Raw genomic sequence first — 18,628 nt, forward strand, 5'->3', positions numbered from 1 at the left:
CACGTGGGGGCGCGGGGGATTCATGTCAGAACGATCATCTTCATCAACACCATCCGATTTCGACCAGTTCTATACGGCTACGGCGAAGCGGCTGGTGGCCGCGGTCTATGCAGCGACGGGCGATCTCGCCGAGGCCGAGGACGCGGTGCAGGAGGCGTATGCCCGGGCATGGCAGCGCTGGGACCGTCTGACCGCCGAGGGCGATCCCACCCCCTGGGTCCGCACCGTCGCCCTGCGCCTCGCCGTCAGCTCCTGGCGCCGCGCCCGTAACCGCATGCGGGCCCACTTCCGCCATGGCCCGCCCCCCGATCTTCCCGATCTCGCCCCGGACCGGGTGGCGCTGATCCATGCCCTGCGCGGGCTGAAGCCCGAGCAGCGTACGGCCGTGGTCCTGCACCACCTTCTCGATCTGCCCATCGAGCAGGTGGCCCGGGAGACGGGCGTCTCCTCCGGCGCCGTGCGCACCCGGCTGAGCCGCGCCCGCAAGGCCCTCGGCTCCCATCTCGCCGACGCCGACGCCGACGCCGATACCGATGCCGGCACCTTCGCCGACGCCGACGCCGAGGCACCGACACCGGCACCCCATCCGCCCACCTGCCACCCGAAGGGGGTGCCCTCCCATGGCTGATCTGGACGAGCGTCTGCGCGATATCGCCCGAGGCGTCGAGCCCTCCATACGTCTGGCGGGCCCGGAAGCAGTGCGGGCGCGGGGCCGTCGGCGCCGGGCCCGGCAGCGCACGGCCATCACCGCCGCGGCCGTCCTCGCGGTGGCAGCCGTGACCGCGGGCTCCTGGCGGCTGCTGCCCGGCGACGACTCCTCCCGTACGCTCCCGGCGGCCCCGCCCGCCCCGCGAACGGACCGCGTCCCCGGGGCGCGGATCCCCACGGGCGCCCTCCTGCGCCCCTCGGCGCTGCCGTTCGACGCGATGATGCGCTGGAAGACGGTCGAGGCCACCATCGGTTCCGCCGATGACGGCCGGGCACCGCTGCTCGACCTCTCCCCCGGCTGCCGCCTCGATGGTCCGCGCCCCCTCGCCCAGCGCACCCGCGACTACCAGGGCCGCACGGCGGAGCAGGCGCGCCACACCATCAACGCCTATGCGAGCGACGGCGAGGCCGCGAAGGTCTTCACCTCCCTCGAGGAGACGTTGAAGGACCACTGTGCCCGCCCCAAGACGCTGGACGCACCGTTGTCGAACAAGGCCGCGGTCGATCAGCCCACCACCATGACCTACGGCTGGCACTCGCCCCGCGCACCGCATGACGCCCAGGTCGTCCTGATGCGCTCGGGCACCCGGGTCGGGGTGCTGCAGGCCGAGGGCATCGGCACCCCCTCCGGCGACTACATCGACGGTCCCGCCGCCTACTGCGTATCGGTCGCGCTCTGGCGCCTCGATCCCACCGCCACCGCCTCCCCCGGCCCGTACCGGAACAACCCCGAGGAGGCGAAGAGGCGTTGCTGAGCCGCTCCTCCCCTCCCGCCGTCCCTCACGACTCCCGCAAGAGGTCCTCCGTGCTGCTCTCCATCCGTTCCCTGCGCACCCTCAGTACCCTCACGGTGCCCGCCATCGCCGTCGCCCTGCTGGCCGGCTGCCAGTCGGCGTCGAAAACCGCCTCGGTGGACCCGGCCGACGCCAAGCCCGCCCGGATCACGATCACCCCAAGCAGCGACACGGCGGCGATAGCCCCCGACGCCACGGTCAAGGTGACCGCCTCCCACGGCACCCTCACCAAGGTCCGCGTCGTCCCCGACGGCGCCGGTTCCCAGGCCGCCACGGTGACCGGCGCCCTCTCCCACTCCAAGAGCAGCTGGCGCTCCACCCGCACCATGACCCCGGGCACGACCTACACCGTCGAGGCCACGGCCACCAACGCCGCCGGCAAGTCCGCCGTCCAGCACTCCACCTTCCGCACCCGCGCCGCCCAGCAGACCAACGGCGTCACGGTCACCCCGTCCAAGGGCTCGACCGTCGGCATAGGCCAGCCGGTCTCCCTGGCCTTCGACCACCCCGTCACCAACAAGGCAGCGGTGGAACGCACCCTCTCCATCTCCACCAGCCCCAGGACCGAAGGCTCCTGGGGCTGGGCCAAGGACCCCCTGACCGGCATCGAGCGCGTCGACTGGCGCCCCAAGACCTACTGGCACAAGGACACCAAGGTCACCCTCCGAGCCCACCTCAGCGGCGTGAACACCGGCGACTCCCGCTACCTCCGCCGCGATGTCTCGACGACCTTCACCATCGGCACGCCCCGGATCTCCAAGGTCGACATCGAGAACCACACGATGACCGTCTACGAGAACGGCCAGAAGCAGAAGACCATCCCCATATCCGCCGGCCAGCCCTCCTACCCCACCTGGAACGGCACCATGGTCGTCCTCGACAAGGCCCCCATGGTCAATATGACCAGCGAGTCCGTAGGCATAGCCGACCCCTACAACAAGGACGTCCCCTGGGCGGTCCACCTCACCACCTCGGGCACCTACGCCCACGCCGCCCCCTGGAACGAGGGCCTCGGCTACTTCGGCCAGAGCAACCAGAGCCACGGCTGCGTCGGCATGTCCCTCGCCGACGGCAAGTGGTTCTACAACCGCGCCACCCGAGGCGACATCGTCGAAATAGCCGGCTCCACCCGCGCCACGGTCTCCACGGGCAACGGCTTCGGCGACTGGAACCTCCCCTACCCGTCCTGGCAAAAGCTCAGCGCCCTGCGCTGAGTACACCCACATAGCTGTGTGCCCCTCCCTACCACCTCAGTGGGGAGGGGCACAGTCCTGCGGCCCTGCACGCACACAACACCCGTGCTCGCATCGTCCACGGGGCCTCTGCGAAGCTGGTTCCATGTCCGACTCTGAGCAATGGGTGCCGCCACCGGGTTCGTGGGCCTCCTCCGCAGCGCGACGCCGGAACATGCAGGCGATCAAGGCGCGGGACACCAAGCCTGAACGTGTGATTCGCCAGCTGCTCCATGCTCAGGGGTTCAGATACCGCGTAGCTGCCCGGCCGCTAGCCGACCTGCGTCGAACAGCCGACATTGTCTTCCGTCCAGCGAAAGTGGCGGTCTTCATCGACGGCTGCTACTGGCACGGCTGCCCAGAGCACTACGTGTCCCCTAAGACCAACCCGGGCTATTGGTCAGACAAGGTCGCGCGGAATGTCGCGCGCGACCGAGACACTGACGAGAACCTCATAGCGGCAGGGTGGCTCGTCCTTCGGTTCTGGGAGCACGAGCCATCAACCACGTGCGCCGACAAGATCGCCGCTATGGTCATCGCCCGCCGGGCGGCGCGCGGGAACGGTAAGGGCTGAAGCGGGGAATGCCTCCACCTGGTAGGCGCCCACGTCGCCTGCGGCGGAGTCTTCTTTGCTCTCCATCTCGTACGGCTCAAGCAGTTCTTCACGCTGCTCGGGGCGCAGCACGGCCGCGATGGCACGGCCCACTGCTTCGGCGACGGGCGGCGGAAAAGCATTCCCAACTTGCCTGTACCGTGCTGTCTTCCGCCCCTGGAACTGCCAGTCCTCGGGGAACCCTTGAAGCATGGCGGCTTGCTGGACAGTCAGCATCGGGCCCGCCGGGCGGAACAAGTCCCGCTCTGGATCGCAGTCCTCGGGATCATTGGCCACCCCCGTAGCATCAACGCCCATGGCCGCCCACGCGCGCTTAGCCCTAGTTGGCCCCAGATCCGCGCCGCCGTGCTTCCTGGAACCTCCCACGAGCGTAGGCGCGATGCCCTCGGTGGAATTCGTCTCGGCTTTCTCAGCTAGCTCAAGCCAAGTGTTGAAAACCTGTTGCCCTGTACGCTGCTTGCCACTCGCACGCTTACCCTGCTCATTCTTGCCCCAGAATTCCTTGCAGCGCCGGAGCATACTCTCATAGAGAACTTCCTTGACCGAGGAAACCTCACCCTTTACCCTCTTCGGCCAGACAAAATCATCAGCGTTCGCAACATCTTTATGAATGACTACCAAAATGGCCCTGGGGCGCAACTGAGGGACACCGAAGTCACGGGCCTCAAGTAGCCGCCAAACGGAACTCATGGCCTTCTCTTGCCTCTCCACAGGCCAAGACTGGTCGACCTCAGGCACGAGATACCCAAGGTCCCCCAGATCAGCCAAAATCCGCCTACGATAGTCGATGAAAACCTGTGGCGGTTCCAGAATCCCCCGCACGTTTTCAATCATTACGGCCTTCGGCCGAAGTTTCTTGACAATCTTAAGCATAGCCGGGAAAAGATCGCGCTCATCGTCTTCACCAAGGCGCTTCCCGGCAAGCGAAAATGGCGGACATGGAACCCCGCCTGCCAGGAGATCAAGGCGCCGTTCCCCGAGGCCGAGACCCTTATGCTGATCAGATCCGAGGAAACTGTTAACATCCTGGGACTTAAGTCCCTCGGCTTTCCCTGAATCCCACCAAGACCAATTCTTCACATTGGCCTTGAGAGTTTCCACGGCATGAGTATCCCACTCCACGAGAGCCCGATGCTCGAAGCCAGCCTTATGCAGCCCAACGGCCTGGCCACCCGCTCCCGCGCAGATTTCGACAGAGGTGAGTGGCGGGATACCCTGCGGGCAGCATGGGGGGCTGGCGCCCATGGACGGTCCTCCTGGCTAAGACACGCAAAATTACTACGTTACCAGGGGACAGCGTAGACGCTAACGGGTCAGGCGGCTCCTTGCATCCCTCTACTGACGAACAGTCCGGTTCCTACCGATATGACGAATCAAGGCCTCCACATCGCTGGGAGCGAGACCTGCCGCAACAGAAGGCTCTTCTTGCAGGTCAGAGAGTTGCTGCACGGACGGATCGTCCAGGATCTTCCCCATGAACTCCAGCTTCAGCTGGAGCCGCGCTTCGACCACCTCGTCAATCGTGTTCCGCACGGCGAGCACAGTCACCCTGGTGTCCGTGCCGGGAGCAAGGCCAAGACGGTGGATACGGTCGAGACTTTGCAGGAAGCGCCCGGCAATGAAGTCACGGTCCACGTACACAGCGTCGTGGCACACATGGTGAAGACTGATGCCCTCACCCAGCGTCGCCGGGTTGGAGATCAACACCTTGCACCCCGGATCCTCACGGAAGCGGCGGAGTTGTTCGTCACGGTCAGGCGTCCCGCCGTAGACAACCGCGGGACTGTACTTCTGCAGGAGTTGCGCCAATGTGGTGAGACTCCGAACGAACGTCGTCCAGACCAGGGTCTTCCGGCCACGCTCGGCATTCTCCGCGACGATCGCCAGGGCTTCCTTGTACTTGGGCGAGAGCTCGTAGTCTGGGAGGTTCTGCATGAGCGTGTACAGGGAATCGCCTTCCGGGATCTCCAGAGGCGGCAACTGGTAAGCCAGGGGCTCGTAACGGGTAGCGCCTTCAAGGAGCAGGGCCGGACTCGTCGCCGCCATCAGCAGCCGCAGCGCTGTCTTCCCGAGGGAGGTGAGGTCTTCCCGGGCATCTCCCGTGCTGACACCCCCCACCAGGGAGCTGTAGATCTCGCCGTGCAGGTCAGGCATATCCACATACCTCATCCGCAACTGCATCGGCGGCAGGCCAAGCTCCTGCTTGGTCGTCCGGGTGAACAGCGGTCGAAGCACCGTGCTGGCGTACGCCAAGTCCCCGCCGGCCACCGCACGCGATACGGAGCGCTGGCCGTGCCCAGGCCAGACGAACCCGAGCAGACTCTCCAGGTCCTTCGAACCGTTGGGCGCAGGAGTACCCGTAAGAATCAGGCGCCGCTGTGCAAGCGGGCCGAGCGCCATACAAGCTGCCCCGTATGTGCCTCGGACACCGAGCTTCATCCGGTGCGCCTCATCGAGGATGATCATCGCGGGGGCAGACTTCAGCCAGCCGGCAAGAGTGGAGAGTGAGCGGTCCAGTCTCTCGTAGTTGACGACCAAGACCTCCGCCCACTGATCGAGGGACCGGTCGAGGACATGCGTGCGGAGAGGATGAGAGAAGCAGACGGCAGTCTCGTACTGCCACGATTCGTAGGCCGCCTTCGGGCAGACGACCAGGACTCTGCTGACCTTGCCCTGCGCTTTCTGAGCGGCGTACACCGCAAGTGCCACGCGGGTCTTGCCGGCCCCGGGAACGCTGAAGTTCGCCCCATGCTGAAGGGAGAGCAGCTTGGCGATGTCCCGCCGCTGAAACGCGCTTAGCTCAGCCTCCCACTCCTCCCCTAGAAGGCCGACCACTTCCTCAGGGAGGACTTCACCGGTGTGGTCAGGAGTCTCATGGAGGCGCTTCTTGACCGCTTCCGCGTCTTGAAGGACTCCCACGACCAGTGACTGCAGCTCCGGAGCCCACGTCACGCCGACGGGGTGCGGCCACGCAGTTATCGCGTTCAGCTTGCCTAGGAGATCATCCAGTTCAACTGACGCGGCCAGCGGGCCGAGCTGGCCGCCCGTACGGAAACGGGCAGCCAGCTGGACGAGATCTTCCCGGTACTTCTCTGTAGTCCTCAGGACGACCCGGGTCCTGGTGTCATCGAACCCAAGATGCAGTGAGGTTTCGGCTGCGGGCTCGGCCATCAGGAGCCCTCCAGGGCCACAGCTTCGATGAGCCAGGAGACGCCGTCGCCGGGGTTCGGCATACCGCGCCCTGCCTGCTGAGCCAGCTTGTGAAGACTGTCCCGGAGCTTCAGAACCGCTTCGTCGAAGGCCTCCTCATCCAGGGAGCGCGTGGCACGAGCTTGCACGAGGTCCACGACGCACTGGTCGATGTCAGCGCACGCGTCAGCCAGGCGTGCCGGGGCCATCTGCTTACGCTTGCGCACGCGGGCGTCCCGGCCGGCGGCATCGATCGCTTTGTCGAACGCATCCTTGGCGTCGTCGAAGAGACTCTGCGCGCTCTGCTTCTCGTTGTCCGAAACGGCGGGGTCAGTACTGAGTACGGCTGCCTTAGCGCGCAGAATCTGGTCGTTGAGCGCCCTGGCTGCCGAGACTGCGGACGATGCGGCTGGGACCGAGACGCCGAGTCCGGGTACGGCTACCGCTTCCTCCTGTGCGGAAGCAGTGTTCAGATTCGTCGGTAGTGTGCGCTCCAGATATCTCTTCTGGAATCCCTCTTCGATGTGGCGCACGTCGGTCTTGGCGAATCCGAGTGTGATGGCGGCCATCCGGAGTTCCTTGAACTCTTCCGCTTGGTCAGGGTCGGCTGCGTTCAGCTTCTCGTAGGCCCGGTGAAGCTCCTTCAGCTTCTCCTGATCGTCCTCGAAATCCACGAGTCGCAGCGCCACACCGCCACCGCTCTTACTGCGTTCGATCATGTCTCGGATCGTGCTCAGGATCCAGCGCTCCTGGTGATACCTGGGCGTCTTGATCCGGAACACCTTGGCAATCGCTTCTGGCGTACGGCCCAACGCCGCCTGCTCCTCCATCGCCAGAAGACGGTTGATGTATGAGTAGTCGCGACGGTGGTCGTCACGCAACTGCAGGGAGAGCTCAACGGCGTTGATGTCCGCCAGCGTGAACGACTCGGGCAGAACCCCTACCCGCATGGACTGTGTGCCGTTCTCCAGTAGCGCCGCAGCCCGGGTGTTGCCATTCACGAGGACTCCGTCATGGGTAACCAGACCAGGGTCGTTCTGGCCGAACTCCTTCAGGCTTTCCTTCAGCTTGTCGAAGTCAGGATCGCGGCGATTAGGGTCCGCCGGCTCGGCCTGAAGCAGGAACCGGAGATAGCGCTGGCTCTCTGCACCGTACGGATCCTTGTCCAGGATCTCGTTCTTCACAGGGTCATGACTCCGCTGGGCACGGATACGGTGAGTACTCGGGTTGAAGTACAAGCCATCGAGCGGGAGGTCGATGACCTCGACGTGCAAGGGCTGTTCATTCCACTCGACAGTGACCGTCTCCCGAGTGCCTCCCGCCGTCTTGACTTCCTCCAGCCTCTTCTTGATGAGTTCGCTGAACTCCGCCGCCCGTGGCGGGGTGAACTCCCGAGTCATAGCCGTTCCCCTCCCCTTCTCAGCTGTCCTCGTCGGTCACGGCCTGCTTGACGGCCGCGCGCGAATCGGCCGGCAGTGTCCTGTAGACCCCCCACAGCTTCTCAAGCGGGCCGAGCGTCCGACGGTCAGCCTCCATCCAGGCCGCAAGGGCCTTCCGCTCCAACGGGGCCAGCGTCTCAATCGTGCCCAGCAGTTCGGCGAGGTCCGCCTTGTGCTCACCAGCACGCGTGCCACACCGCTTGCACTCGGTGACGTACTGGAACTCAGTGCTTCCGTCCGGCATCAGGACCTCGCGGCGGGCGATGTTCAGCTTCGACAGTTCGATGCCACCATCGTCGTAGGACTCGCCCACGCCGACGCCACAAGTACGACACAGGAAGTTGTCGTCCTGCCACACCTTGCGGCGCTGTGCGTCCGTGAGGCTGTTCTTGTGCTTGGCGGTCTTCGCCTGGCCCGGGATCCAGACCTCGGCGCCCTTGGTGACGTACCTCTGCTCTTCCTGCTTCAACGCAAGGTCGTCACGGCTGGTGTCGATACGCCAACCGTGATCGCGGAGGTCCCGGACCCGCCGGTCGATCTGAGCGTCGTCCGGAAACGCCTGGCGCAGCTGCGCTTTCGTGAAGATGTTGCCTTCCCCCACCTCGCTCTCGAGCCACAGAGCCGCACGGATCTTGCCCCCGAGCTTCTTGCCCCCGAACGTCTTGTCCTGCCACGACGGCAGCAGCGCCATCTTGAGTCTCCACTTCACCTGTATAGGCACGCCTAAGAAGCGTCATAGCGCGACAGTCATCGCCAGCCATGACACTCCACCTCCGAATCCTCGGCGGTCACCCAATTAAGAACCGTGAGCAGCCGCAGGTCCAGTGAGTACTCGTGTTGCGCGCTAACGCGTCAAATCTCGCTGATGCACAATTGGTTGGCATGACCGGCAGCAGCAGGAAGAGCAGATCCCAAATACGGAAGAACAGATTCCGGATGCGAACAAGGCAGGCCAGACCGAAGCCCAGCCAGGCTGGGCCAAAGATCCGTGAAGATGTCCCACCGGGAAGACGGGCACTGGCCCAGATACTGATCGTCTTGTATCAGCATCTGGGCGGCCGCCTGAAAGACGTGGCTGAGGCACTGGAGCCGCACGGATACAAGAAAAAGAACGTCAGCGATCTCTCTCGCTACCGAAGCGGACAACGCCTTCCCCAGCAAGGGTTCGTCATCGCGCTGCACCAAGCCGCTGCTGAACGGGCCGGAAGCGAGGAAGGGCTGGGCATCTCACGGGACGACGTACTTGAGGTGTATGCCGCAGCCGAGCAGAGGCCTTGCCAAGTCTGCCCAGGCCTGCAGCACAGGATCCGCCGCCTGCGGACCAGACACCGCCGCTTGATGCGCGCTAACCAGCGTCTCCTTGAGTCAAGGGCCGGCTTGGAGGCGGAGTTGGCCGACGCTCGCAAAGGAACAGCGCCGCTGCCGGTCCCCCCTTCGCACGGGGACCGGCAGCAGAGGGCGTACGACGTGGCTGCTGCGACGCAGGTGGCCGCCATGGCGGAACGGTTCGACAGTCAGGAGAGTTCCGGGGCCGTCGTCGCCATGCTGAGGCAAGCCGCAGAGGTACTCACTCCCTTTGAGAGCGCTGCTTCCCTCGCCGTGCTCCGGCAGGAGCACCAGGACCAGGTTGCCGACACCCTCATCCAGATTTATGGGCGCGACCAACCCGAAAAACAGGTGATCCAGGCTGCACTGGAACTCCATGAGTACGGCTTGCCTGCCGACGCCGGCGCGATGCTCCGTGCTGCCGCGCGCTGACGCGCCGGCACGGTGACTGTCACACGGCCTCTGCCTCGAAGTGGGTCTGGGCGCGGTCGAGGATGTCGTCAGGGTCCAGACCTTGTGCGGTCAGCCAATGGAGCACGTCCAGGATCAGGCTGGTCACTGACTCCTCCAGCACCGCGCGATCGGGGAGCCATGCGGCCGGGCTGCCGACTGCCGGTCCGTAGGCCTCCATCACTGTCGTCGCGCGCTGGATGCGCCGGCGAGTTTCGTCCAGGGCCAGCGGCAGTTCGCACCAGACCGCCTTGCCGGCCGTCGTGCGGACCGTGCCCCAGGTGGTCGAGAGGGCTCCAAGGATTAGCAGGCCGCGGCCGGATTCTTCGTCGCAGGCGGGGTGGAGGTGCTGCGGCTCCTTGCCGCTCTTGTCGTGCAGTTCCATGCGGAGCTGGTTTGGGCCAGCGTCCAGAACGAGAGTGGCTACGGAGCCCTGGCCGACGTGTTTGACCACATTCGACGCCAGCTCCGTAACGATCAGCTGCGCTTCGTCGGCGAGGGCCGACATCCCCCATAAGGCGAGTTCCGCTCTCACTGCTTGGCGCAGGCCGGCCACTTGAGAGGCCTCGGCAGCGAAGGGGAAAACACATCGGCGTGGCTGAGATTCGGTGACTGAGAACGTATGCATGGGCACACTCCTTGGGCGCTACGTCAGCGCTGCGCCCAGCCGTGTCCGTACGACCGCGCTGCGTAGTCTCGCTGATGCGAGTATGGCACTGAGAAGTCTCTCCATGTAACTTCTCACGGATTCTCGGAAGGGTGAATCCAGTGGTGTGGCAACTTCGGCCGCCCATAGCCTTGTTGCCGCTGGCCCCGTCGTGGCCAGCTCGGAGGGAGAGATAGTCGTCATGCCAGCGCGGGCCACTACTCGTCGACGCCAGCTCGGCGTCATGATGCGCAAGTTCCGGGCCCGCAAGGGGATGACGCTGGAAGAGGCAGGTCGGCTCGTCGGGGTCTCGAAGGCAACCGTCAGCCGGTACGAGACGCAAGAAGGACCCGTGAAGTGGCCCATCGTGGACGCGCTGTGTCGTGAGTACGGAGCGAGTGAGACCGAGCGGGAGGCCGTTGTCGGCCTCGCCAAGGACGCAAAGCGGCAGGGGTGGTGGACCTCCTTCGCGGATTCCCTGCCTGAGAGCATGAACCTGCTGTTCACGTTGGAGGACGAGGCGGCTCGGGAGGATCACTTCGCCTGCCTGTACGTGCCGGGGCTTCTGCAGACGCGCGGATATACGGAAGCGGTGCAGCATGCCTCGGAGATGCGCCTGTCTGCGAAGGAGATCGAGCGGCTGGTCGACCTTCGGATGAAGCGGCAGGAGATCCTGAGCCGTCCGAAGCCACCACATCTTTGGGCCATCCTCGACGAGTCGGTGATCCGGCGAGTCGTCGGATCTCGGGATGTGATGCGGGAGCAACTCGACCACCTGTTGCGGGCCAACGAGTCGCCCGACATCACGCTCCAGGTGCTGCCCTTCGCCAAGGGCGCGCACTCAGCGGCGATGGGGAGCTTCGTGATCCTCGGGGGCGCCGAGCCCTCACTGGACGTCGTGTACGTAGACATTCACGCCGGCTCGCTCTTCATGGAGAAGGACGAGGAACTGGAGCGCTACCGCGTCGCGTTCGACTACCTTCGCGCTCAGGCGCTGGACATGGCAGCGTCCTCCGCCCTCATCGAACACGTCCGTGAGGAGATCTGATGCGCGAGCCCTGCATATCCGATAAAGACGGTGGCTGGTTCAAGTCCTCCTACAGCGGCGCCGGCAACACCGAGTGCGTCGAGGCTGCTTTCCGGCAGGGCTTGACCGCCGTGCGGGATTCCAAGGATCCGGACGGGGCCATACTCGGGTTCTCGCGCCGCGCTTGGGCGGACTTCGTGACGGCCGTGCTGGACGGGCAGTTGGGCTGAAGCCCGCTTTCGTGGGCGCTTAACCGCTGTGTTCGTACCTCGACTTGCCCGCCCTGCCTAGGCGTCTTGCCCAGCCAGGGCAGTCGCCGCGGACGATCATTTCGGGTATGAGACCCGAGGTGCAGGCATTCATCGCCGATGGCCCGCTTCCCGATGGGGACGCGAGTGGGGAGGAGATCGACAGGCGCGTCGAGCAGATTCACGCGAGCCCCACGCCGGTCACGGCTCAGGAGGCCAGGGCTCTGGCCGATTGTTTCGGTGCGGACGACTGCCACGGCGTCGTCCGGTCGCTGCTGCATCTCATCGGGACGGGCCCGGACCCCGTACTGACCACCAAGCCCGCACCGGACGCCAATGAGTGGCAGCGCCTTCTCTGGACACGGGCTGCGAATGCGGGCCTCGTGCGGGAGGAGTGACGAGGGCGGGCTGGTCTGGGCTGGTCTTGGGTGCCCGCCCTCGTTGGAGTTCTGTCTGGTCGGGGGGTGCTCAGTCCGACGCCGAGGTCAGCAGGTCCAGTTCCGGCTGGGTCAGTTTGAGGTCGACCGACGCCAGGAGGGGCGGGAGCTGGTCGACGGAGCTGGCGCTGGCCAGGGGGGCCACGACCGTGGGCTGGGCGAGGAGCCAGGCCAGGGCGACCGTGGCGGGCTCGGTGGAGTGGTTGGCGGCGACGTCGTCCAGGGCGGCGAGGACCTTCTGGCCGCGCTCGGTCTCCAGGTGCTGGGCCGCGCCCGAGGAGCGGGGGCTGTCGACCGCCGTGCCCGGGCGGTACTTGCCGGTGAGGAAGCCGGACGCCAGGGAGTAGTACGGGATCGTCGCCAGGTCGTGGCGGGCGGCGACGTCGGCCAGCTCGCCCTCGAAGGTGTCGCGCGAGACCAGGTTGTAGTGCGGCTGGAGGGCGACGTAGCGGGCCAGGCTCTCCTGGGTGGAGAAGGTCAGCAGGGCCTCCAGGCGCTCCGCGCTGACGTTGGACGCGGCGATCTCGCGGACCTTGCCCTCCTTGACCAGCTCGTCGAGGGTGCTGATGATCTCCTCCACCGGCACCGACGGATCGTCGTAGTGGGTGTAGTAGAGGTCGATGTAGTCGGTGCGCAGCCGCTGGAGGGATTCCTCGACGCCCGATTTGATGGCGGACGAGGTCAAGCCGCGCGGCTCCGGGAAGCCGCCGCCCACCTTGGTGGCGAGGACGATGTCGGAGCGGTTGCGCCGGGAGGCGAACCAGTTGCCGAGGACGGTCTCGGACTCACCGCCCTCGTTGCCCGGCACCCATGCGGAGTAGACATCGGCGGTGTCGATGAAATTGCCGCCCGCCGCGACAAAGGCGTCGAGCACCCGGAAGGACTCGGCCTCGTCGGCGGTCCAGCCGAAGACGTTCCCGCCGAGGGAGAACGGGAAGACGGACAGGTCACCGATCTTCTGTGTGTTGTCAGCCATACGTTTCTACAACGAGTGGCCGGGCGGGGTTGTTCCTGGGGGTCTGCCTTTGGGGTGTTCCTGAGGGCGTCGTTCCTCGGGGGGCCTCGGAGGTGTTCCTGAGGGGGCCGTTACCTCGGAGGTGTTCCTGAGGGGGCCGTTCCTCGAAGGTGTTTCTGAGGGGCGGCCCCGTCGGGACCTGAACCGGCGGCCCTGGCGTCAAGGGGGGAGAGAGCGCCAGAGCCGCCGGAGTATCAGGGGTTGATCATGGGTTGATCAGGGGTTCATCCCGTGCTGGCGCAGCCAGGGCATCGGGTCGATCGGCGAGCCGCCGCCCGGCCGGACCTCGAGGTGGAGGTGCGGGCCGGTCACATTGCCGGTGGCGCCGACGCGGCCGATGACGTCGCCCGCCGTCACCTTGCCCGAGGTGACGACCATCGAGGACAGGTGGCAGTACCAGATCTCGGTGCCGTCGCTGAGGGTCAGCACGATGCGATAGCCGTACGAACCGGCCCAGCCCGCCTGGGTGATGGTGCCGCCGTGCACCGCCTTGGCCGGGGTGCCGGTCGGGGCGGCGAAGTCCTGGCCGGTGTGGTCGGCCGACCAGATGTCGCCCGCCTGGCCGAAGCTCGCGGTCAGGGTGTACGAGCCGACGGGGAGGGTGTACGCGGCGGCGAGCCTGGCCTGGCGCTCGGCCGCGGCCTTCTTCTCGGCCGCCTCCTTGGCCCGCTGCTCGGCGGCCTTCTTCTCCGCCTCGGCCTTGGCCTTGCGCTGGGCGGCCACCTCCGCGGCCTGGTCGGATGCCTTCTCCGCGGCCGCCTTCGCCGCGGCGGTGCGGCTGTCCTCGTCCGCCGCGTTCTGCTGGTTCTCGGCCTGCTGGAGGATGCGGGCGCGGAGCGCCTCGCCCGCGTCGGTGGTGCCGCGCTGCTCGTCCTCGCTGGTCAGGCCTGCCTGGGAGAGCGGGGCGGCGGCCGTCTGCGGGCCGCCGCTGTCGTCCGACGCCCAGGAGCCGATGCCGGGCAGGTCCTTGGCGGCGGGCAGGCTGGCCTTGACCTCATCGGCGACATGGCCGAGATCCGGCATGGAAATGGGCGGCTTGGGACGGTCCTTGGCGCTGGCCATACCGCCCGCACCGACCGCCGCGATCACGCCGACCCCCAGGACGGCGCCGCTGCGCGCCATGGTCCCGCCGCGCTGCTTGGCCACGCGGTGCCGGCCGCGTACGGGAGCGATGGACTCCTCGGTGGGGTTCCACTCCTCCCAGGGCTCGGTCTCGAATCCGGCACCCGGGCCCTGGAACGCGTCCCCATCCGCGTCCGCGAACCGATCGTCGGGGGCGAAGTGGCCGTCCCCGGAACTCATCCCGGCGCCGGCGTCAAAGCCGGGGCCGTAGGCGGTGGCGGTCCCCAAACCGCCTCCCCGTGTGCGATACGGGGCCTCGTCCAGGGCAGACCTGTTGGACGCCACGGAGGCGCACTCCTTTCCTTCCTTCTCGCCTACCGGGTTAGCTGACGGGTTCGGAGCAGGAAGGTCTCCTACGGGTCAGGTTCGACCCGATTCACCCCAAGGTGTTGGTTCCCCGGTTCCCTTGGTGCTGCTGGTGGTGCGGTACTGCCGGTGTGCGTACGGGATTCGGCGACGGCGCACGGTGCCGCCCTTGCGACGGTTGTGACGACCGCGCTGCGTTATCGAACGTTAATAGAGAGCGCGATGTGATTCCAAGCTGTTCTGAGGAATCCGCGCACCTTTGGCATGAACTTAGCGCTCAAGAGGGGACAGATGGGGGCGAGTCGGCACACTGGTCAAAGGTTCCCAAAAACGCGTGCGGGCCGATCGTGCAGCAATTGTTATGCGGAGGGAGCTCGGTCGACTACGCACGGTATGGGCCCGGACGGCTACGCACGGTGGGAGGCATCGCCGTCCCCCGTAGGGCCGGTGCGGTGCGCATCACCGTCGTCGCGCCCGTTCCCCCGGCCGTTCCCGCGGGCCGGGGTGCGGCGGACCGCCAGCAGCGCCATGTCGTCCGACGTCCCGCCGTCCGTATGGCGCTCGACATCGGCCACCAGCGCGTCCAGCAGCTCCTGCGGATCGGCGAAGCGGCGGCCGCGCAGCTGCTTCGCCGGGTCGTAGAACTCGCCGTTGCGGTCCCGGGCCTCCGTCACCCCGTCCGTGAACAGCAGCAGCGTCTCCCCCTCCTCGAACCCCAGCTCCATCACCCGGTCCGGCCACCCGGCCAACTCCCCCATCCCCACCGGCAGCGCCGCCGCCTCCGGCTCCAGGGCGCGCACCGCGCCGTCCTCCTCCAGGAGCAGCGGCGCCGGATGGCCGCGGTTGAGCAGCCGCAGGGTGGAGGCGCCGCGCGGAATTTCGGCCACCACCGCCGTCGTGAACCCCTCGAACACCTCCAGGTCGGCCCGCCGGGCGCCCTCCCGCTGCAGCGCCCGCTCCAGCCGGCCCACGAGCGCCTCCAGGGTCGTCTCCTGCTCCGCCGCCTCCCGGAAGCAGCCCAGCAGGATCGCCACGACCTCCACGGCCCCCAGCCCCTTGCCGCGTACGTCGCCGACGATCAGCCGTACGCCGTGCGGGGTGTCCTGGACCGCGTACAGGTCACCGCCGATCGCCGCGTACTTCTCCGCCGGTACGTAGCGCGCGGCGATCTCGAGCCCGGCGAGACGGGCGGGCGGCGCGGGCAGGACGGCGCGCTGGGCCGCCTCCGCGACGCCGCGCGCCGAGGCGAGCCGGTGGTAGCTGCGGCGTACGACCCGGTTGATCGCCACCGCCAGCACGGTCACGGTGGCGACCGTGACGATCTCGGTGGCCGCCTGGGTCGGGTCCGTCACACCGTGCAACTCCGCCAGCAGACAGGTCGTGAGGACGGCGATGACGGCCATGAGGATGGTCTGGCGCAGCGGTAAGAGCGCCGCGGCGACCAGAGGGGCGGCGGCGAAGAAGGGCGAGGCGGTGTAGCCGGACGGGGTGGCCAGGTCGAAGCTGATGCCGCCGAGGATGAGGAGGGCGGGAACCCAGCGGGCCACTCGGCGGCCCGGCAGCCCTTGGTGAGCGTCCTCGGCCGGGACGGGCCCCGCGGTGGGGCCGGTGAGCCCGTCGGCGGAGGCACCACCGGTCGCGGCGCCGGTGTCGATGAGCGTGCGCAGACGGGTGCGGCGGCGGTGGGTGTGCGGGCGGCTCAGCCGGGGCCAGGCCGTACGCCACTGAGTACGGGCGCCCGTACGAGCCCTGCTCCCTCGCACCCGCACCGGCTTCTCTCGCTTCCCTGGTCCGCGTCCCGCCGTCGTCACGGCGTCGCCGTCGTCACGGCGTCGCCGCCGCGACTCTCGCCGCCTTATCCACCTTCTCCGTCTTCGTCGCCTTCGTCGCCTTCGCCACTTCGTCACCAGGCTTCCGGCTGACGGGCTGCCAGGCGAATCGATGTCGGCCAAGCGGGTGCCGGACGGGCGCCGTGAGCGGGCCCGGCTCCCGCGCGTACGCCGCGGGCAGGCGGCGGGCACGTGGAAGGGCGCACACGGGCACCGGAGGGCGTCACACGGGCACTAAGCGGGCACGCGGCCGGCACCCGGCGGGCACCCCGCGGCGCGTCAGAGGCTGTGGGCGCGTCAGGGCCACGAGAGCGTCAGAGGTGACGCGGCGGGCGCGCTGCCGGCCCGTCAGAGGCCACGACGGCATCAGCGGCTACGCGAGCGTCAGCGGCTACGGGCACACCAGGCATCAGGCACCAGAGTCGCGGGTGCATCAGGAGTTACGGATGCGCCAGGGGTGGCAGATGAGCCAGAGCTTACGGATGCGTCAGAGGCACCGATACGACGCCAGAGGCACCGATGCGACGTCAGAGGTCGACGCCCAGCGCGCGGGCGTGGCGGTCCGCCGCGAGCTCCGCCGAGACCTCGTCGAGGTAGACCTCGCACACCAGCCGTCCGTCCCGGGTGAGGTTGTGCTCCAGCTCCCATAGCACGACCTCGTCCCCTCCGGCGAGCAGGAAGGCGTGCTCGTAGAACCGGCACCAGGTCGCGTCGGGACCGCCGGAGCGACGCCGGGGCTTGGGCGCGAGGGCGATGTCATGGGCGAACGCGGTCGTCAGCAGCCGCTCGGTCTCCTCGCCCGGGCGGTCGGGGTTCTCCGCGCGGCGCAGGACTCGACGGGCATGGTCGGCCGAATTGTCGGCCACATACGCACGGGAACTCTCCAGGGGCTCGGCCGTGTGCAGTAGTTGGTCCGGCAGCCACAGCGGTAACCCGTCGAGCTCCTCCCAGCGGGCGCCGCCGAGGCGATCATGGACCCGGCGCTCGGCCAGCGTCAGGGCGTCCTCGTCCGCGTAGAGCTCGTACAGCGGACGATCGCCCTCGCCGGTGTTGTGCTCCAGTTCCCACAGCAGCAGGCTGCTGCCGTCGGGGAGCAGGAAGACATGCCGGTAGGTGCTGTAGCCGAGCTGGCCGCACCGCTCATTGCACTGCCGGCAGGACCGCAGCTCGGACTGGTGCATCAGGGCGCTCCGCGCCTGGGCCAGCACCGCCTCGCCGATCTCGAAGCCGTTCTGCGCACGGGCGAGCAGCCCGTCCATCAGCTCGGCCGGGGTCCCGTCCGCTCGTGAGTGCCCCATGTCTCTCCTCCCGCCTCCCGGCGTTGATTCGCCGCGCCCCCCGGGCGACCACCTCGCGCACTTAGCGTAGCGGCGTGAACACGCGCCGCGCTGCGGTTCCGCGAAGCTGTCGGTGTGACTGTGCCTCACTCACTCCTGCGTCGTAGGGCCTGGATGTATCACTCGTCCGACCGGTCGAACAAGTACGCCCGCGGGGCAGGGTGGGTCGGTCGGCCACCGTGAGGCCGTCTTGCGGCCGCCACCGCGCCATCGGGGCTCCACCGCCCCGATGGCGTCCGGACGTTGCGCGCCCGGGGCCCGCTCCCGTGCCGTGGCCCCACCTCTGCCGGGCAGCCGCCTCCCCCCCATTCACGTAAAAGGGATTCAGGCGCCTGATGGGCCAAATGGTCCTTGCATTGGTCCCCCTTAGCGGGATTCCCGGAGAACACGCGCCGGAAGAGCCGCACTATGCCGGACGGGTGAAGCTGACTGGCAGCCCGAAGCCTTAACTGATGAGCTTCGTTGTGTCATGCGTCCGTGAATTCGCGGAGCAACCCAGACGGAGGAATTAAGTGAACATCGGCAAGAAGGCAATTCTCCTGACCGCGGCCGCCGGCGCTCTGGTCATCGGTGGCGCGGGCGGCGCCCTGGCCAACAACAACGACGACTTCATCCTGCAGCTGAACAGCTGTGACACGGTCACCGGCCCGACCACCAACACCGCTGCCGCCGCTCCCACCGGCGACATCGAGATCGGTTCGGACTGCGTGAACTTCACCAACACCAGCGGTTCGGTCGTCCAGGCCAACGACTGCGACACGGCCACCGGCGCCACCCTTGTCACCACCGTGGCTGCCCCGACGGGCGACACCAAGATCGGCTCCAAGTGCGCGAACATCGCCGTCGACGACGACGACGTGAAGAAGAACCATCGCTGAGTCGCTGACCCTTTCATGGTGTTCCCGCCCTC

The 18,628-nt window shown here is 67.2% G+C and carries 18 protein-coding genes and 1 riboswitch; of the genes, 9 read left to right on the forward strand and 9 right to left on the reverse strand.

The features are described 5' to 3' along the window. Nucleotides 1-22: 22 nt before the first annotated feature. The 4 genes from J8403_RS20310 (at nt 23) to J8403_RS20325 (ending at nt 3,308) form a co-directional block, all read left to right on the forward strand. Nucleotides 23-628 carry a SigE family RNA polymerase sigma factor gene (locus J8403_RS20310; RefSeq protein WP_211124408.1) on the forward strand — a complete coding sequence of 202 codons (606 nt, stop codon included), beginning with the start codon at nt 23-25 and terminating at the stop codon, nt 626-628. Then, entirely contained in the window at nt 621-1,463 is an 843-nt protein-coding gene (locus tag J8403_RS20315; RefSeq protein ID WP_211124409.1) for a hypothetical protein, read from the forward strand. The genes J8403_RS20310 and J8403_RS20315 overlap by 8 nt, the downstream gene beginning before the upstream one ends. A gap of 50 nt (nt 1,464-1,513) precedes the next feature. Continuing rightward, entirely contained in the window at nt 1,514-2,716 is a 1,203-nt protein-coding gene (locus J8403_RS20320; protein ID WP_211124410.1) for a L,D-transpeptidase family protein, read from the forward strand. Between the two features lie 124 nt (nt 2,717-2,840). Further along, nucleotides 2,841-3,308, forward strand: a complete 468-nt coding sequence (locus J8403_RS20325; protein ID WP_211124411.1) for a very short patch repair endonuclease — start codon at nt 2,841-2,843, stop codon at nt 3,306-3,308. On the opposite strand, the gene J8403_RS20330 is transcribed toward J8403_RS20325, so the two are convergent. The 4 genes from J8403_RS20330 to J8403_RS20345 all read right to left on the reverse strand — a co-directional run bounded on the left by J8403_RS20330 (nt 3,234) and on the right by J8403_RS20345 (nt 8,666). Next, nucleotides 3,234-4,592 carry a DNA cytosine methyltransferase gene (locus tag J8403_RS20330; protein ID WP_211124412.1) on the reverse strand — a complete coding sequence of 453 codons (1,359 nt, stop codon included), beginning with the start codon at nt 4,590-4,592 and terminating at the stop codon, nt 3,234-3,236. The two genes, J8403_RS20325 and J8403_RS20330, sit on opposite strands and share 75 nt — an antisense overlap. Nucleotides 4,593-4,682: 90 nt before the next feature. After that, on the reverse strand, nt 4,683-6,518 hold the full coding sequence (locus J8403_RS20335) for a DEAD/DEAH box helicase (protein WP_211124413.1): 1,836 nt from the start codon (nt 6,516-6,518) through the stop codon (nt 4,683-4,685). Further along, nucleotides 6,518-7,936 carry a ParB N-terminal domain-containing protein gene (locus J8403_RS20340; protein WP_211124414.1) on the reverse strand — a complete coding sequence of 473 codons (1,419 nt, stop codon included), beginning with the start codon at nt 7,934-7,936 and terminating at the stop codon, nt 6,518-6,520. The genes J8403_RS20335 and J8403_RS20340 overlap by 1 nt, the downstream gene beginning before the upstream one ends. Before the next feature lie 19 nt (nt 7,937-7,955). Beyond that, on the reverse strand, nt 7,956-8,666 hold the full coding sequence (locus J8403_RS20345) for a hypothetical protein (protein ID WP_246585912.1): 711 nt from the start codon (nt 8,664-8,666) through the stop codon (nt 7,956-7,958). A gap of 347 nt (nt 8,667-9,013) precedes the next feature. Here J8403_RS20345 and J8403_RS20350 point away from each other — a divergent pair, with 347 nt between their 5' ends. Next, nucleotides 9,014-9,733, forward strand: a complete 720-nt coding sequence (locus J8403_RS20350; protein WP_211124415.1) for a hypothetical protein — start codon at nt 9,014-9,016, stop codon at nt 9,731-9,733. 19 nt (nt 9,734-9,752) lie between these two features. On the opposite strand, the gene J8403_RS20355 is transcribed toward J8403_RS20350, so the two are convergent. Continuing rightward, on the reverse strand, nt 9,753-10,379 hold the full coding sequence (locus J8403_RS20355; RefSeq protein ID WP_211124416.1) for an ATP-binding protein: 627 nt from the start codon (nt 10,377-10,379) through the stop codon (nt 9,753-9,755). Between the two features lie 220 nt (nt 10,380-10,599). Between J8403_RS20355 and J8403_RS20360 the strand changes: the two genes are divergently transcribed. The 3 genes from J8403_RS20360 to J8403_RS20370 all read left to right on the forward strand — a co-directional run bounded on the left by J8403_RS20360 (nt 10,600) and on the right by J8403_RS20370 (nt 12,070). Further along, nucleotides 10,600-11,445, forward strand: a complete 846-nt coding sequence (locus J8403_RS20360; RefSeq protein ID WP_211124417.1) for a helix-turn-helix domain-containing protein — start codon at nt 10,600-10,602, stop codon at nt 11,443-11,445. Beyond that, entirely contained in the window at nt 11,445-11,654 is a 210-nt protein-coding gene (locus J8403_RS20365; protein ID WP_211124418.1) for a DUF397 domain-containing protein, read from the forward strand. The genes J8403_RS20360 and J8403_RS20365 overlap by 1 nt, the downstream gene beginning before the upstream one ends. 107 nt (nt 11,655-11,761) lie before the next feature. Then, a complete protein-coding gene (locus J8403_RS20370; protein ID WP_211124419.1) occupies nt 11,762-12,070 on the forward strand; it encodes a hypothetical protein in 309 nt (102 codons plus the stop codon). Nucleotides 12,071-12,140: 70 nt separating this feature from the next. Here the strand turns inward: J8403_RS20370 and J8403_RS20375 are convergent, their stop codons facing one another. The 4 genes from J8403_RS20375 to J8403_RS20390 all read right to left on the reverse strand — a co-directional run bounded on the left by J8403_RS20375 (nt 12,141) and on the right by J8403_RS20390 (nt 17,679). Then, nucleotides 12,141-13,085, reverse strand: a complete 945-nt coding sequence (locus J8403_RS20375; RefSeq protein ID WP_211124420.1) for an aldo/keto reductase — start codon at nt 13,083-13,085, stop codon at nt 12,141-12,143. Nucleotides 13,086-13,340: 255 nt separating this feature from the next. Beyond that, complete coding sequence (locus J8403_RS20380; RefSeq protein WP_211124421.1) at nt 13,341-14,531, reverse strand: M23 family metallopeptidase; 1,191 nt, start codon at nt 14,529-14,531, stop codon at nt 13,341-13,343. Between the two features lie 11 nt (nt 14,532-14,542). Next, nucleotides 14,543-14,677: riboswitch (cyclic di-AMP (ydaO/yuaA leader) on the reverse strand. Between the two features lie 282 nt (nt 14,678-14,959). Continuing rightward, on the reverse strand, nt 14,960-16,321 hold the full coding sequence (locus J8403_RS20385) for a PP2C family protein-serine/threonine phosphatase (protein ID WP_211124422.1): 1,362 nt from the start codon (nt 16,319-16,321) through the stop codon (nt 14,960-14,962). A gap of 587 nt (nt 16,322-16,908) precedes the next feature. Then, nucleotides 16,909-17,679 (reverse strand): DUF6227 family protein, encoded by a 771-nt coding sequence (locus J8403_RS20390; protein WP_211124423.1) that lies wholly within the window; start codon nt 17,677-17,679, stop codon nt 16,909-16,911. Nucleotides 17,680-18,230: 551 nt separating this feature from the next. Here J8403_RS20390 and J8403_RS20395 point away from each other — a divergent pair. After that, entirely contained in the window at nt 18,231-18,596 is a 366-nt protein-coding gene (locus J8403_RS20395) for a hypothetical protein (RefSeq protein WP_211124424.1), read from the forward strand. Nucleotides 18,597-18,628: the final 32 nt, after the last annotated feature.

This window comes from Streptomyces yatensis (genome assembly GCF_018069625.1).
Classification (GTDB): domain Bacteria; phylum Actinomycetota; class Actinomycetes; order Streptomycetales; family Streptomycetaceae; genus Streptomyces; species Streptomyces yatensis.